The organism is Tissierella simiarum, assembly GCF_018917865.1.
Classification (GTDB): Bacteria; Bacillota; Clostridia; order Tissierellales; family Tissierellaceae; genus Tissierella_C; species Tissierella_C simiarum.
On the sequence record NZ_JAHLPM010000026.1, the window covers coordinates 17198 to 34054 of the forward strand.

Annotated in this window: 17 protein-coding genes; 13 read left to right on the top strand and 4 right to left on the bottom strand. The window is 30.0% G+C overall.

The genetic code is table 11. The features are described from left to right. Window positions 1–81 precede the first annotated feature (81 nt). From KQI42_RS19290 to KQI42_RS19300, 3 genes are all read left to right on the top strand, one after another. A complete protein-coding gene (locus KQI42_RS19290; protein ID WP_216522138.1) occupies window positions 82–1851 on the top strand; it encodes a thiamine pyrophosphate-dependent enzyme in 1770 nt (589 codons plus the stop codon). A gap of 11 nt (window positions 1852–1862) precedes the next feature. After that, on the top strand, window positions 1863–2426 hold the full coding sequence (locus KQI42_RS19295; RefSeq protein ID WP_216522140.1) for an indolepyruvate oxidoreductase subunit beta: 564 nt from the start codon (window positions 1863–1865) through the stop codon (window positions 2424–2426). 326 nt (window positions 2427–2752) lie between these two features. Beyond that, window positions 2753–3802: an HD-GYP domain-containing protein gene (locus KQI42_RS19300; protein WP_216522142.1), complete on the top strand. Its 1050-nt coding sequence runs from the start codon at window positions 2753–2755 to the stop codon at window positions 3800–3802. A 91-nt stretch (window positions 3803–3893) separates the two neighbouring features. On the opposite strand, the gene KQI42_RS19305 is transcribed toward KQI42_RS19300, so the two are convergent. After that, a complete protein-coding gene (locus KQI42_RS19305; RefSeq protein ID WP_216522144.1) occupies window positions 3894–4805 on the bottom strand; it encodes a DMT family transporter in 912 nt (303 codons plus the stop codon). 268 nt (window positions 4806–5073) lie between these two features. On the opposite strand from KQI42_RS19305, the gene brnQ reads away from it, so the two are divergent. From brnQ to KQI42_RS19355, 10 genes are all read left to right on the top strand, one after another. After that, window positions 5074–6357 (top strand): branched-chain amino acid transport system II carrier protein, encoded by a 1284-nt coding sequence (brnQ, locus tag KQI42_RS19310; protein WP_216522146.1) that lies wholly within the window; start codon window positions 5074–5076, stop codon window positions 6355–6357. Between the two features lie 212 nt (window positions 6358–6569). Beyond that, the gene (locus KQI42_RS19315; protein ID WP_216522148.1) at window positions 6570–7295 is read left to right on the top strand and encodes a phosphatase; all 726 of its coding nucleotides are present in this window, start codon (window positions 6570–6572) and stop codon (window positions 7293–7295) included. 106 nt (window positions 7296–7401) lie between these two features. Beyond that, entirely contained in the window at window positions 7402–7962 is a 561-nt protein-coding gene (locus KQI42_RS19320) for a glycerol-3-phosphate responsive antiterminator (protein WP_216522150.1), read from the top strand. 141 nt (window positions 7963–8103) lie between these two features. Continuing rightward, window positions 8104–9366 (top strand): PTS galactitol transporter subunit IIC, encoded by a 1263-nt coding sequence (locus KQI42_RS19325; RefSeq protein WP_216522152.1) that lies wholly within the window; start codon window positions 8104–8106, stop codon window positions 9364–9366. Between the two features lie 19 nt (window positions 9367–9385). Further along, window positions 9386–10882, top strand: coding sequence for an FGGY-family carbohydrate kinase (locus KQI42_RS19330; RefSeq protein WP_216522154.1), 1497 nt, complete (start codon window positions 9386–9388; stop codon window positions 10880–10882). Between the two features lie 14 nt (window positions 10883–10896). Continuing rightward, window positions 10897–11655, top strand: a complete 759-nt coding sequence (locus KQI42_RS19335; RefSeq protein WP_216522155.1) for an SDR family NAD(P)-dependent oxidoreductase — start codon at window positions 10897–10899, stop codon at window positions 11653–11655. Between the two features lie 12 nt (window positions 11656–11667). Next, on the top strand, window positions 11668–12525 hold the full coding sequence (locus KQI42_RS19340; RefSeq protein ID WP_216522156.1) for a class II fructose-bisphosphate aldolase: 858 nt from the start codon (window positions 11668–11670) through the stop codon (window positions 12523–12525). A gap of 11 nt (window positions 12526–12536) precedes the next feature. Next, a complete protein-coding gene (locus tag KQI42_RS19345) occupies window positions 12537–13583 on the top strand; it encodes a 2-hydroxyacid dehydrogenase (protein ID WP_216522157.1) in 1047 nt (348 codons plus the stop codon). A gap of 163 nt (window positions 13584–13746) precedes the next feature. After that, window positions 13747–15069 (top strand): helix-turn-helix domain-containing protein, encoded by a 1323-nt coding sequence (locus KQI42_RS19350; protein ID WP_216522158.1) that lies wholly within the window; start codon window positions 13747–13749, stop codon window positions 15067–15069. A 13-nt stretch (window positions 15070–15082) separates the two neighbouring features. Then, window positions 15083–15223 (top strand): hypothetical protein, encoded by a 141-nt coding sequence (locus KQI42_RS19355; protein ID WP_216522159.1) that lies wholly within the window; start codon window positions 15083–15085, stop codon window positions 15221–15223. An 83-nt stretch (window positions 15224–15306) separates the two neighbouring features. Here KQI42_RS19355 and KQI42_RS19360 read toward each other — a convergent pair whose 3' ends face one another. The 3 genes from KQI42_RS19360 to KQI42_RS19370 all read right to left on the bottom strand — a co-directional run. Then, the gene (locus tag KQI42_RS19360) at window positions 15307–15780 is read right to left on the bottom strand and encodes a hypothetical protein (protein ID WP_216522162.1); all 474 of its coding nucleotides are present in this window, start codon (window positions 15778–15780) and stop codon (window positions 15307–15309) included. Between the two features lie 271 nt (window positions 15781–16051). After that, a complete protein-coding gene (locus tag KQI42_RS19365; RefSeq protein WP_216522164.1) occupies window positions 16052–16357 on the bottom strand; it encodes a hypothetical protein in 306 nt (101 codons plus the stop codon). Window positions 16358–16569: 212 nt separating this feature from the next. Continuing rightward, the coding region (locus tag KQI42_RS19370; RefSeq protein WP_216522166.1) for a hypothetical protein at window positions 16570–16857 on the bottom strand (288 nt) is incomplete at its 5' end.

The window sequence follows — 16857 nt, forward strand, 5'->3', positions numbered from 1 at the left end:
TCTATATTGAAAATAGTAGTGTTTTTGTTTTACGTGAATATACTAGGGTATTAAACAAAAAAGAAAAAAGGAGGGTATTCTATGAAAGCAGTACTTACAGGGAATCAGGCTATTGCTAGAGGATTTTATGAAGCTGGAGGCAGAATAGCTGCTAGTTATCCTGGTTCGCCTACAGTAGAAATAATGGAGAGTATGAAGGAATATGAAGAAGTATATGGAGAGTTTTCAACCAATGAAAAGGTGGCTTTGGAAGTAGCAATAGGTGGTTCTTTTTATGGAGCAAGAAGTATGGCTTCTATGAAACATGTAGGAGTAAATATAGCTGCTGATCCTTTAATGACCTTTACCCAAACCTATATCAATGGCGGATTTATATTGGTAACTGGAGATGACCCAGGAATGGCAAGTTCTCAAAATGAACAGGACAATCGAATCTTTGGAAAATTTGCCAACATGGCAGTTCTTTATCCAGGAAATAGTCAAGAATCTAAGGACTTTATGAAGGAAGGACTTAATTTAAGTGAAAAATATCATATGCCAGTAATGGTGGATATAACTAGTAGGGTGTGCCATAGTAGGGGAATAGTAGAGTTAGAAAATAGAGAAGATAAAATACCTTTAGGATTTAAAATAGATCAAGAAAAATACACTATGCTTCCCCCAAACACTTTTAAAGCTCAATATTTTATGAAAGAAAGGCTAGAAAAATTAGAAGAATATGCTTATGATTCTCCTATAAATCTTCTTGAAGAAAAGGAAGGAGCTGATATATTAATAGTTACTTCAGGACTGATGTATTATAATTTAAAAGAATTGAATTTGCCAATTTCCATATATAAGCTAGGAATGGTATATCCAATTTCAACAAAAAAGATAGAAGAATTGAGCAAAAGATATAAAAGGATAATAGTACTAGAAGAAATGATGCCCTTTATAGAAAACGAACTAATATTAAAGGGAATATCTTGTGAAGGTAAGAAATATTTTTCTTTTACAGGAGAACTACACATAGAAGATATAGAAAAGGGTTTAATAAATGCTGGAGTTATAAAAGGAGAACCTAATTCCATAGAAAAGCCAAAAATAGTTTCTAGGCCTCCAATGTTTTGTTCTGGATGTCCTCATAGACCAGTATTTGATGTACTTAAAAAGATGAAGGTAAAAGTGGTAGGAGATATAGGTTGCTATTCTATGTCAGTGCTTCCAGCTTTTGAGGCTTCACATATAATGATTAGTATGGGCGCTTGTGTTGGAATAACTAAGGGCATGAATAAGGCTATGAGAAGGAATAATGACGAGGATCCAATAGTTGCAGTAATAGGAGACGGTACTTTCTTCCACTCAGGAATGCCAGGGTTTGCAAACTTACTTCACCAAATGGATGAAGACGATAACATGACTTTTATTGTGTTAGACAATAGAACTACAGCTATGACAGGAGGTCAGCATAATGCTAGTTCTGGAAGATATAACGAGAAAGAAGATATGCATATTTCCATAAAAGATTTATTAAATACAATGGGAATAGAAAATGTAGTAGAAGTAGATCAATTTAATTACAAGAAGTTAAAGGAAACCATTCAAGGAGAAACTAAAAAGAAAGGTATTTCTGTAATTATAACTACTAGACCTTGTGCTTTAAGATATAAAATTAAAGAACCCTATTATTATGTAGATCCAAATATATGTATAGGCTGTAGATCTTGCGTAAAAACTAATTGTCCTCCTATTAGAATGAAAAAATACGAACAGCACGAAAAATTAAAATCTTCAATTGATCCAGATAGTTGTGTTGGGTGCAGTGTTTGTTCACAAGTGTGTCCTGTTGGGGCAATAAAAAGGTCAGAATAGGAGGGGAGAATATGAAAAATATAATTGTTGCAGGAGTTGGTGGTCAAGGACTAGTATTGGCTACGAAGATAATATCTGAGGCGGCTTTTAAAGAAGGCTTAGATGTAAAGACCAATGATGTAGTAGGTCTTTCCCAAAGAGGAGGAATGGTCTGGGGTTCAGTTAGAATAGGAGAAAAAGTTTATTCTCCAAATATTCCTTTAGGTGAAGGGGATATTATATTGGGAATGGAACCATTGGAAGCTTATCGTTGGAGTTATTTAATGAAAGAAGGAGCAATTATAATTTTAAATAAAAAGAAGGTATATCCTACACCTGTATTATTAGAAAAGGAAGAGTATCCTGAAGAAGAGATAGATAACTTAAAAAATAAATTTAATATAATAGAAATAGATGCACTAGAAGAAGCTAAGACAGCAGGAAATATTAAGGCAGCCAATACCATATTAATAGGAGTATTGGCACAACATTTAGATATAAAAATGACAACTTGGGAAGAAGTACTGAAAGAAAATGTACCGACAAAGGCAGTAGAAGAAAATATAAAAGCATTCTATATGGCTTATAAACATTAAAATAGACTAGGGATAATTTATTTTATCCCTAGTCTATTTTAATGTAATAAAGAATTTTGTTATGGAGAAATGTTAGATAAATTTGAAAAACTTTATATTATTGTAATATATGCAACCAAAGGACTATGAATTAGAGGTAAACTTTTACAGAAATTTGTCGTTATATATCATAATAGGGCAAAATAAAAAAAGCTTCTAAAGAAGCGTTTTAAGGTAGCTTTTTTTGAAACTCATTTACGGAAAGTTCCTACATCGAAAAAAGAAAAAAGTAGAACTTTCCTATTCGTTATAAAGCAAAGATTATAAATAGAAAAAAGGTGATACATATGTCTAAAAAGTTGGTTGATGTAAGGGCTTGTAATGAAGGTAGTATTATAGCTGGGGATGTTTTAGATGATAAGGGGACTTTAATTGTGCCCAAGAACATATTATTATCAAAGCATATTATAGAAAGATTAGAGTATTTTGATATTGACACAATACAAATTTATGTAAATGATGGTGTAGAGGAAGAAAATAGCTTATTAGAATATGAAATTCAAGGCTTTGAAGAAAAATATCAAGATAATATTTCTATCATTAAACAAACTATAGATAGCTTTTCTAAAGGAGAACAATTAGAGATTGAATCTATCAAAGACATTACACTATCAGTTTTTGAGGAAACCTATAATAAAAATACTGCTGTAAGATATATAAACAGATTGAAATACCATGATAAATATACTTATCATCATAGTATAAATGTATCCATATATTCATCTTTAATTGCAAAATGGATGGGATTAGAGGAAGATATAATTAAAGAGATTGTTATGGCAGCAATCCTTCATGATATAGGAAAAACTCAAATTTCTAATGATATTTTAAATAAGAAAGACGAACTTACTGAAGATGAGTTTGAAACAATAAAGAAACATACTATATTAGGATATGAGCTGATAAAAGATGATGAAAGAATAGACGATAAAATTAAGTCGGTTGTCTTATGCCATCATGAAAGAGAGGATGGTAGTGGATATCCTTATGGTATCACTGGCAAGGATATTGGATTGTACTCAAAGATAATAGCAGTATCAGATTTTTATGATGCCCTTACTTCAAAAAGAGCTTATAAAGAAAAAGTTACTCCTTTTGAGACTGTTAAGATATTTCACCAAAAAGGTTTAGAAGCGTATGATTTAGAAATTGCTTTTACATTTTTTAAAAATATTTTAAATTGTTATATTGGAGAAAAAGTTATAACAAATGAAAAGAAACTTGGAGAAGTAGTATACATACCTCCTCATAATATGTCAAACCCAATAATAAAAGTTAAAGATAAACTAATAGATTTATCAAAGGAAAATAATATTAAAATTATACGAATGGCTTAATGCGTAAATTATAAAGTTGGTTATCCAGTACATATTAAAAGCCATGAAGTATGGTAGTTATTCCATACTCCATGGCTTTTTTGCTTTGTATCTAAAGTTTTCTCTTGTCTAGAAAGTTTGTTCCTATTACACCACCAACAATAAGAATAGAACCTATAATATGATAATAAAAAATTTCTTCCTTTAAAAATATAACACCAGCCAATATAGAAATAACAGTTCCTAGGTTAGAAAACACACTCATTTTAGAAGCTTCAATTTTAGATAAAATGTAGTTTGTAAGTAAAGATGTAACTAAGGACGATAATACTCCTAAATAGATTATAGCTATAATAAAGTCCAAATATCTAAGAGGAATAAAAAAATTGCCTATAGTGCCATCTACTAAATGTTTTGTAATAGATACAATGTTAAATCCTATAAAACTAATGATAATCATTATGTAACTAAGTTCAGTACCAGTGAAATCTTTGGTTAAGGTTCTAGCCATAACACTATAACCAGAAAAAGATAAAGCAGATAAAAGAAGAAATATGATTCCTTTTAAGTTACTAAAGTCAATGGATGATCCTTTCATTATGAAAATATATACAACGCCCAAAACAGATAATATTATAGATAATTTTTGAAATAAATTGGTTTCTTCTTTTAAAAAGTAAGTAGATAAGATTAAAGTAAATATAGGTGCTGAGGCTAATAATATCCCTGCTTCAGAAGAAGATGCGTATTGTAGTCCAAAGGTCTGGAAGCTAAAAAACAATAGTGGATAAAGTAAAGCGAGAGGAAGAATTCTTTTAACCTTTTCCCTACTATAATCAAACTTAATCCATTTAAATAATACAGGTATTAAAATCGCTATAAAACATGCAGAAAAACGGTAAGCAAGTATATCAATAGGGTCTGCACTTCTTAATGCTATTTTAGTAAATAGAAAAGAAAGCCCTGTAATCACAGCATATAGTATAGCTGAAAGATAAACTAATTTATTTTTATTATTTTCCATAAATACCTCCATTTGGTTTATAGTTTATTACGATATATTATATCATATTAAGATAAGAGTGTATGACAAGAAATATCTCTGTATAGCTTTTTATAAATATTTGTGCTAATTAGTTTGCCTTTGGTATAATAGGAGAATGTCCCATCATTGGATTAAATGTAGGTAGGAGATAAATAGGATCTTACTGAATAGGGAAAATTGAAAAGTTTTCTAAAAAGTGTTAAAATAAAAATAAGTTAAAATACTTTGAATAGGAGGGAAGCAGAAAGTGGTTAGAAAGAAAAATGATGCAATTATATTAGGGGCAGCGTTGTTTTCCATGTTTTTTGGAGCAGGGAATCTAATATTTCCTCCATTTTTAGGACTGTTGGCAGGAGATAAGTGGAATTGGTCTATGGTAGGATTTTTTATAACTGGAATAGGTTTACCTCTCTTAGGAATAATAGCTTCTGCAAAAGCTGGTGGAGATGTAGATAAATTAGGTAGGAAAGTATCCCCTTTATTTAGTAAGTTTTTAGGGATTACTGTAGTTTTAGCTATAGGACCATTATTAGCAATACCGAGAACAGGAGCAACAGCTTTTGAAATAGGAGTTATACCCAATCTTCCTAATGCAAGTCCTATAATATTTTCTATAATATATTTTGGGATTACATTAGCATTGGTAATAAAACCAAATAATGTGATTGATAGACTAGGAAAAGTACTAACACCAACTTTATTAATTTTATTAGCTTTAATAATAATTAAAGGTATAGCTGATCCTATGGGGTCTCCAATACCTGAAGATTTAGCTAAACCTTTTTCTGATGGATTTATTCAAGGTTATCAAACTATGGATGCTTTAGCATCAATATTATTTGGAGGAATCATAACTACTTCATTAATTCAAAATGGATATGACGATGAAAAAGAACAAATAGATATGACTAAAAAAGCTGGATTTATAGCAGTTATTGGATTAACCTTTGTTTATGGTGGTTTAGGATATTTAGGAGCTACTGGAGGGTCGTTGTTTTCAAAAACTATAGCAAAGACAGACTTAGTTATGAATATAGCTAATAATTCTCTGCATAGATATGGAGAAATAGGCTTAGGATTAGTTGTGTCTTTAGCCTGCCTAACAACTACTATAGGTCTTGTGGCAACAGTAGGACAATATTTTAGTCAGATTACCAAAGGAAAGCTAAAATATGAGGTAGTAGTAATAGCAACTACTATATTTAGTGCTATTATGTCTTTTAAAGGAGTAGAATCTATAATAGTTTTTGCAGAACCAATACTTATGTTTATGTATCCTATAGTAATTGTTATGATTTTACTTACTGTGTTTATAGGAGATAAATCAAATCATAATGTTTATAGATATGCAATATATGCAACAATGATAGTAAGTATGTTAGAGTCATTGAATATGCTTGGAATAGGAAAATATATTACAAAATTAGTGAAATATTTGCCTTTAGCTTCATGGGGATTCTCTTGGGTGATACCAGCAATACTTGGAGCAATAATTGGTATTTTAATACCTCAGAATAAGGTGGAAGCATAGGGAAACTTTAAAATTTCTTAATATAAAAAACGGATAGAGTAAGAGTTTTTAGCATTGGTATAGAAAGTGCATGATTCTAATTAGATGAAATATGTATTATTTTCTTAATATTTAATATTATTTACAGTTTAGGTTAATAATAAGATTCTCCATTAGGAGAATCTTTTTGTGATATAATTGTATTAATAGATTATGGAAGGGAGTAAAAAGCAATGGAAATACTAATAGACATGCATAATCATACCATAGCAAGTGGACATGCATATAGTACTGTTCAAGAAATAGCTGTAGAAGCTAATAAAAAGGGTTTGAAATTTATAGGAATTACGGATCATGGTCCTAAAATGCCTGGAGGACCTCATGTTTATCATATAGCTAATCAAAGAGTTATACCAGAGAAAATTTATGGAGTAGAAATACTAAAAGGTGTAGAAGCCAATATAATGGATCAAGAAGGGCAATTAGATGTTCCAGAAAGGATATTGAAAAACTTAGATATTGTAATTGCAGGACTTCATGATGGATGTATAGAACCTTGGGATATAGATGGTAATACAAAAGCTCTTTTGAATGTAATGGAAAATAATTATGTAGATATAATATCTCATCCAGGAAATCCAATTTTTCCAATTCATAAGGAAAAATTTGTTCTAAAGGCTAAGGAAACAAAAACATTAATAGAAATAAACAATAGTTCTTTTCGAAGTAGTAGAAAGGGAAGTAAAGATAATTGCTATGAAATAGCTATGTTATGTAAAAAACATGGAGTTCCAGTAATCGCAAATAGTGATAGTCATATTTCCTTTGATGTTGGAAGAGTTGATAAAGCGATAGAATTATTAGAAGAAGTGGGAATGCCGGAAGAGTTAATTATAAATACATGTGTTCATAGATTTACAAACTATTTAAAGGATAAAGGAAAAACAAGGTTTGTTTAAAATCTACAACCATGGAAAAATAAAGCAAGTTAATTAAACTATTTGACAATGAAAAAATATATGATAGAATTTAAATAAGAACAAGTATTCACATTAGGTGATAAATTTGAAGAATGAATTTAATGATTTTACAATTATTCCTTCAATTAGACAGCTAAAAGATTTAGATGACTTTTTACAGACATCATTGCCAATAGTTTTACTTTCTGAAGTTCACATTGGAAATTTAGGTGTTCTTGCTAAGAAGTGTAAGAAACATAATAAAAAGGTTTTTGTTAATGTAGATTTGATTGGAGGATTTTCCTCAGATAAAATGGGTATAAAGCTTTTAAAAACTTTATATAATGTTGATGGGGTTATGAGTTCAAATATTATGGTTTTAAGTATGTGTAAATCAGTCGGTCTTTTTACTATTCAGAGATTTTTTCTTATGGATTCAAGGGCTTTTGATTCAAGCTTAAAATCATTGAAAAGTTCTCAAGCCGATGCCATTGAGCTATTACCATCTCCATTGGCACCAAAGTTTTTAGATAGAATAATGGAGAATAAGAAATTACCAATTTTAGCTGGTGGCTTTGTTGAAGATTTAGATAGTGTTGAGATGTTCAAAAAACTAGGATTTTCTGGTGTTACAACTAGTTGTAAGGAAGTCTGGTTAAAACAATAAAATATAAGCAGTAGGAAAGTGAAATGAAACCTACTTAAAAGAGATCTATATAGACCTCTTTTAAGTAGGTTTTTTTGATTTTGTAGTAAGGAGGTGAAAACGTTACTTTTACTAATCTAAAAATATAAAGGAGGATATTTTATGAATATTATTAACACTATTATTAATATGGGTCCATCTGTTATGATGCCTATTATCTTCTTTATCTTAGCATTAATATTTGGAGTAAAAGTTGGCAAAGCTTTCAAAGCTGGTATGCTAGTAGGTATTGGATTTGAAGGAATCAATCTTGTTATTGGATTATTACTTAATAGTTTAGGACCTGCTGCCGAAGCTATGGTTGCTAGATTCGGATTGAATTTAACTGTAGTAGATCCAGGTTGGCCAGTAGGAGCTACTATTGGATGGGGTTCACCTATAGTACCTTTTGTAGTGTTTGGTGGTTTATTAATTAACCTGCTTCTCTTAGTTTTTAATTTAACTAAAACTGTAAATATTGATATATTTAATTATTGGCATTTTTTATTAACTGGTGGAGTTATTTATGCTATTACTGATAACGTAGTCATTGCTTCAATTGGTGCTTTAATTCACTTTGTTATTGCAATAATTATCGCAGATAAAACTGCACCAAAAATTCAAGAAGCTTATGATTTAAAAGGCGTGTCTTTTGCCCATGCTACTTCTGCAATGTATGTTCCTATTGGAGTGGCTACTAATTGGATTATTGAAAAAATTCCTGGCTTAAATAAAATAGATGCTAATCCAGATCTTATAACAAAGAAATTTGGCATAATGGGAGAACCATTAACTTTAGGTACTATTCTAGGAGCTCTTTTAGGAGTATTGGCTGGATTTAATATTACTGAAATAATGATTTTAGCGATTAAAGTTGCTTCTGTTATGGTACTTCTACCAGCCATGATAAATGTTTTAGTTGAAGGGTTAGTTACTGTAAGAGATGCTGCTGAAGCTACTCTTAAAAAGAAGTTTCCAAATAGAGAATTTTATATAGGGTTAGATACTGCTTTATTAATTGGAGATCCTGCTATTTTAGCCACTGGATTGTTGATGATTCCAGCAGCTTTATTATTGGCAATAATATTACCAGGGAATAAGGTTCTTCCTTTTGTAGATTTAGCTTCTTTAGTATTTTTGATTCCAATGGTATCTCCATATTGTAGAAAGAATATGTTTAGGATATTTGTTACAGGTTTAGTAGTAATCACTTTAGTATTATATATTGGTACAGATATTGCTCCATACTATACAATGGCTGCTGAAACAGCTAATGTAGCTTTACCACAAGGAGTTGATTCTTCTACACAAATGGCTAATTTAGTTGGCGGTGCTACTACACCTGTAGGCTGGATTATTATTAAATTGGCTTCAATTTTAAAATAATAAAATGGGGGTTAAGACTATGAATAAGTATTTGTTAGGTGTTGATAATGGTGGCACTATGTCTAAGGCAGCATTATACGATTTATGTGGTAGGGAAATAGCTGTTTCTAGCTATAAGACTAAAACAATAATGCCTAAAGCTGGCTTTACAGAAAGAGGCATGGAAGAAATGTGGCAAGCTAATGTTAAAGCCATAAGAGATGTTATTAAACTAAGTTCTATAGACCCAAAAGACATAGTAGGAATAGCCACTACAGGACATGGCAATGGTATGTATTTAGTTGATGAAAATGGAAAGCCCTCCTATAATGGAATAATATCTACAGACTCTAGAGCTAAGGATTATGTAGAAAAGTGGTATACAGATTCTACTTTTGAAAAGGTTCTTACTAAAACTATGCAGTCAATTTGGGCAGGACAGCCTGTTCCTTTATTAGCATGGTTTAAAGATAATAATCCAGAGGTATTAGAGAAAACAAAATGGATATTTATGTGTAAAGACTATATAAGGTTTAGACTAACCAATGAACCTTATGCAGAAATTACTGATATGTCAGGAACCAACCTTATGAATGTAAGAGATGTTAAATATGATATAGAGTTACTTGAAGAATTTGGTATCCCAGATGTAATAGAAAAATTACCTCCACTAAAATATTCTGCAGAAATATGTGGTTATGTTACTAAAGAAGCAGCAGAAGAAATAGGATTAGTAGAAGGTACACCTGTGGCAGGAGGATTATTTGATATAGATGCTTCTGCTATAGCTACTGGTTTAACTGAAGAAGAGAAATTGTGTATTGTAGCAGGTACCTGGAGTATCAATGAATATATAAGTAAGAAACCTGTAGTTTCTAAAGACTTGTTTATGACTTCAATTTATTGTATGGAAGGACATTGGCTGACTACAGAAGCAAGCCCTACTTCTGCTAGTAATCTAGAGTGGTTTATTAGTGAAATATTGAAGAATACAGAAGAATGTGACTATGATAATGTAAATAGCTTAGTAGAAAGTGTTAAACCTGAGGAAAGTAATGTCATATTTTTACCTTTTTTATATGGGACTAATGTAGATGCCAATGCAAAAGCTTGCTTTATAGGTCTCAATGGCTGGCATACTAAAGCTCATATGCTAAGGGCAATATATGAGGGGGTAGTATTTTGTCATAGAGCTCATATAGATAAACTTCTTAAATATAGAGATAAACCAAAGGCTATAAGAATTGCTGGAGGAGCAGCTAAATCAAAAGTATGGATTCAAATCTTTGCTGATGTACTGCAAACTCCTATAGAAGTAACTACTAGTACAGAGCTAGGGGCTTTAGGTGCAGCTATTTGTGCAGGTATTGCAACTAAAAACTTTGAGTCCTTTGAAGCCGCATCTAATTCTATGGTTGAAGTAGCTTATACTTGTTATCCAAATGCTGACAATAAAGAAATCTATGATAAAAAATATGATTTATATTCTAAGACTATTGATGTTTTAACTCCTTTATGGAGTGAATTAGCTAAATAAGAAGAGGTGATTTTATGGATTTAAAATTAAAAGATAAATGTGCAGTTGTTACAGGTGGATCTAGAGGCGTTGGCAGAGGAATATGTGTTGCTCTAGCTAAAGAAGGAGTTAATATTGTTATTAACTATAGCAGAAATGATAAGGCAGCTTTAGAAGCTAAAGAAGAGGTTGAAAAGTTAGGAAGTAAAGCTATTATAGTAAAAGCAGATATTGGGACTCCAGAAGGGTGTCAACTTCTTATTGATGAAGGAGAAAAGGCTTTTGGTAATGTAGATATTTTAATTAATAATGCAGGTGTTTGGCCTAAAAATTGGATACAAGATATTCCTTTAGATGAGTGGAACAAAACCATAGATGTTAATCTAACGTCTGTATTTTTAACTAGTCAGGCATTTTTAAGAAAGAATCTTGAAAAGAAAAGACCGGGCAGAATATTAAATGTTACTTCTCAAGCTGCTTTCAATGGATCTACTACTGGTCATGCTCATTATGCAGCAAGTAAATCTGGAGTTGTAGCTTTAACTGTTTCTATGGCTAGAGAAGTAGCTAAATATGGAATCAATGTAAATGCCATAGCTTTAGGGATTGTGGAAACAGATATGATAAAGGATGCTTTAGATAAAAATAAAGATTATTATTTATCTAGAATTCCTGTAGGAAGAGTGGCGACAGCAGAAGATATTGCAAATATAGTTACATTTTTAGTTTCAGAACCAGCATCCTATATTACTGGTGCTACAATAGATGCCAGTGGCGGTATGTTAATGAGATAAGGAGGAATTGATATGTTAGTTAATTTAAATAGAGTATTATTAAAGGCTAGAAAAGAAAAGTATGCTGTACCAGCTTTTGACTGTACAGATGATATTTTAATTAGAACAGTATTAGATACAGCAGAAGAACAAAATTCTCCTGTAATTCTAATGGTATTGGAACATGACTTAAAAGGAAAGGGCTTTGACTATATAACATCTATAGTTAAAGGAGTTTCCCATAGATACAATATTCCAATAGTTTTACACTTGGATCATGCAACAGATATTGAATTAATCAAAAAAGCAATTCACTATGGATTTACATCCGTTATGTATGATGGATCTACTTTATCCTTTGAGGAAAATGTAGCTAATACAAAAGAGGTTGTAGATTTTGCTCATCAATATAATGTTAGTGTAGAAGCTGAATTAGGAAGAGTAGGGGGAAATGAAATTGATGGTACCGATGCTGGTGAATCTCTTTTAACAGAACCAGAAGAAGTACTACGTTTTGTTAATGAAACTAAGGTAGATGCTTTGGCAGTTTCTATTGGTACTTCTCATGGAGTTTATGTTGCAGAACCTGAATTGAATATTCCTAGACTTAAAGAAATAAGTGATATAAGTCCTGTACCTTTAGTACTTCATGGAGGTTCAGGAACTCCAATAAATCAAGTTAAAAATGCTATTGAAAATGGAATAAGCAAAATAAATTTATATGCAGATTTAAGAATTGCAATGTTTGAAGGACTTAAGAAAGCTGCTACTAGTCAAAGCAGAATAGATCCTCTTCCAGATCAATTGTTTTTACCAATAAAAGAAGAATTGAAAAAAGTTATTGTAAATAAAATAGAAATGGTTGGTTCTCAAAATAAAGGAATTGAGTAAGGAGTGATAGTATGAATATATTAGCGATTTCAGATAATTTTATTGATTCTAGTACTATGGAAGAAGGTCTAAAGTCCTTAAAGGAACATGGAATAAATGTAGAAGTTAGAAACTGGTACCATGATAGTATAGAAGAGTTACAAAAAGATAATCTAATAATTGAGCAAAATGGTCCAGAAGGAATTGTTCTTTCTGAAGATTTATTAAAAGATATAGATAAATTTCATATGGTTATTGTTCAGTTTGCTCCTATATCTAAAGCGTTTATTGATAAAGCTAAGAACTTAAAAGCCATAGGGGTATTACGTGGTGGTGTAGAAAATATTGCTGTTGATTATGCTAAAGAAAAAAATATTGCAGTTTTAAATACTCCAGGAAGAAACGCTAGGTCGGTTGCAGAATTTACTATGGGGTTAATTTTAAGTGAAGTGAGAAATATTGCTAGGTCTCATTATTCTCTAAAAAATAATTACTGGAGAAAGGATTTTCCAAACAGTGAAAATATTCCAGAACTAAATGAAAAAACTGTTGGATTAGTTGGTTTTGGATATATAGGACAATTGGTAGCAGGATATTTAAAAGCTTTTGGATGCAATATACTAGCTTATGATCCTTTCTATAAAGGAGATTTTGAAGGCGTTACATTAACAGACTTAGATACTCTTTTAAAGAATTCCGACATAGTATCAATTCATGCCAGATTAACAGAAGAAACTCATCACCTAATTAGTAAAAGAGAGCTATCTTTAATGAAAGAAAATAGTGTTTTAATCAATAGTGCTCGTTCAGGGTTAGTAGACCAACAAGCATTGGTTAAAGCCCTAAAGGAAAACAAAATAGGTGGAGCTGCCATTGATGTTTTTGATAAAGAGCCTATTCCAGAAGACGATGAAATACTTAAATTAGACAATATAACTATTACAGCTCATATGGCAGGAAGTACGAAGGATGCATTTAGCAATAGTCCTAAAATGATGGCTAAAAATATATTAAGCTTATTAAATGGAAAAGATAATTTACCTATAGTTAATGGAGTAAAGTTAGAACTAAACTTTTAGATAATTTAATAATAAAAAAACAAGAGGTTGTCTCTGTATATGAGACAACCTCTTGTTTTTAGCTACATACCAAAATATACCAAGAAAATAATTAGGTCAATCTATTTACAACTATAATTTCATATGGTAACATAATGATTAACTACTATTATTTTCTAAAGGAATGAGTATAATGGTAAAATATGATAATTTATCCATTGGGGAAAACTTAAAGAGAATAAGAACGGAGCTAGGACTAAGACAGTATGAGATTACAGGGGGAGAGGTTACAAGAAATCTGATAAGTATAATTGAGAATAATAGAACCTCTCTTACAGAAGATAAGGCTAAGCTGATTTGTAGAAATATTAATGAGATTATGGAAGACAAAGGTTTAGATATTATTATTGACCCTGAAGATATTTTTAATCCCGATAGATATAATGCTAAAAAACAAGCTAATTTATATATTAAAGAATTGGACAAGCTGCTTACAACCAAGAATTATAATATTGAAGCAAAATACATAGAAGAAATAGAAGCATTTTTAAATAAATGGAATCTAATAGATAAGAAAATAAGAGTTTATGAAATATTGGGAGACATTTATTTTTATTTAAAAGATTATACAAAAGAATATTATTACTATACTAAAGCTTGGGAATGTGCTTTTAATTATCCTAATAGAAAATTAAATTATAGAGTTATGTTAAAATTGGTAGCTAATTGTATTATGACGAGTAAATATAAAGAAGCTACTAACCTATGCGATTATGCGATTCTGAATAAGGAAAATGTACCTAAAAGGTATATGGGAATTCTTCATTATAATAATGCTCTAGCTTATGATAATCTAAATCTAATAGATAAAGGTTTAGAGCAAGCAAGAGAAGCTTTAAAATATACAGAGGATACAAATTATAGGGAATTAGGAAAAATATTAAATACTGGGGGAAATTGTTATTTTAAAGTTGGAAATTATGAAGAAGCTTTAAAAAGTTATAATAAAGCAGCAGATGTATTAATCTTAGGAGATTATTGTGATGAATTGTCTTTAGTATATGCAAATATGACTGAAACGTATGTGAAACTGGGCTATGAAGATAGAACTCTTAAATATATAGAGAAAGTTTTGAATAATATTCATAAATTAAATAAAAGTTCAAACTATTTTTCTAAACTATGCACTCAAATTGCTATTGCATATAATCATTTAAATAAATATGATTTAGCTGAAAAATATTATAATGAATCATTGATATATGCTAAAAAAAATAATCAGCAGGATATAGTTAAAAATAATATATTGGATTTACTTCATCTTTATGATAAAAATTTAGATTTTAATAAAATACATGTATTATTTGAGGATTATAGAGATGTTATATTGAATATTTCGTTAGATGGTGATGTTCTTCTGTTATTAAAAACTTTGGAATTTTACATAAGTAATAAAGATGAAAATAAGGCATTACAATTAATTAAAGATTTAATAACCAATAATTAAGGGGGAAAAAGAGATGAAAATTAAAAAAACATTAGTAGGTTTTATATCTTTGGCTTTAGTATTAGTTAATTTAAATTTAGGATTTACTACATTTGTGTTCGGTGGAGATCCTACCAGACCGACTAGTACAGTATATTCAACATTAAGAAAGTAAAAATAAGGCGAGTGGTATTCATAATACAAAAAAGGGAGCTGTCTCAAAGTTTTATTTTGAGACAGCTCCCTTTTTATAAAAATTTAGTTTTCTAAAGGATAAACATTAAAATCTATGTCTTCATGAGTATCTGGATAGCCAGATAGATTTATAAGTATTCTCTCTAAGCTATTATCAGTTATATTCCCTATTGTAAAAGCTGAAATACACAAATTACTCAGATCAACATCTTCACAAGGAGTAGAGCCTTCTGCCTCTAAATTGAAAATATCCCTGCTCTTATTAGAATAATTTAATGTCGTAGTATATTTATATTCATTAATCTTTAGATTCATATTCCCTAATTTTATATTGCCCTTAATATAGTACTTATTAAAAGGAAATTCAATTATATATCCTTTCATCTCTATTTTATCTGTTTTTAACTTTTTAGAATAATCATCAGATTGAATGTTAAAAGCTAGATCGAATTCTTCTTTATTACTGGCAAAACTAAAAAAAGCAGTAAAAATAATAATAGTTAATAAAAGTATTTTATATAATTTATTAGTTAGCATCTAATCTCTATCTCCTTGTCATACCCTATTATATTACAATTCTCTATTAAAATATAAAAATTTATCTTCTCCTCTATATAGAGTATAATTAAGTCAAAAAAGTTCCCATTATTTTAAAATTTTTTAATAGAAACCTGTTATCTATTTTAGTACTTATAGATAACCTAAATATAGTTGTATCTTTATATCTATATACTACAATGATCAGCATATTTGAAAGTATGTAAGCAATACCTTAATTTCAATTTCTTCTAGTAAAAATATTTTTTGTCTATGAATTCTGTTTAGATTGTAGACAACCTATTAACAATAGCAGAGCTCCCCAAACATAAGCAAGTATATAAGTTCTTGTTAAATCAAAACTATATAATAAGATAACATGCTTTACTATATATAAATCAAAGGATAATATAAGCAGTAGATAAGCTAACATATCAATATAATGAAGCCTTATCTCTGTAATATGTAGTTTATAATCTATATATTTTAATTCTTTTATTTTTAATAAATTTTTATATACTTTAAAATATATCCCTAATAGGGTAATTATAATTAACCAAATTATTAATATATTCATTAGTACTCCTTCATCTATATTAAGAGACAGATTTTTTATTTCAACTGAAGATTATATTCATTATCAGAGATTAACCAAACTTATTAAGGCGATTTTATTATCTACTTAAACATCTTTAATGCTACTGATATCATTTCTATACTTTACTTTATTCTGCACATTATATTTAAACCCTTAAAAAAGACGACTGGAGTAAACCAGTCGCTTTGTTATTAACCAAGATACTTCTCATTATTTTTTCTATTAGGATCAATAACATTAATAGATTGAAGGGCTTTGCTATCTGTTGATATTGTGACTTCTGTTTTTTGTCCTTGTTCATCTGTTACTATGATCTGAACAAATATTTCATAGGCTCTACTGTTAGTTGACTTCGAAGGCGATTTTTCATATTTAATACTGCTTCCATCAATGAATGCAGATATATCCTTAAATTCTGCTTTAGCTGCTTTAACTCCAGAATGTTTTTCTGCAAACTGTTTTGCTAGCTCTAAGTATTC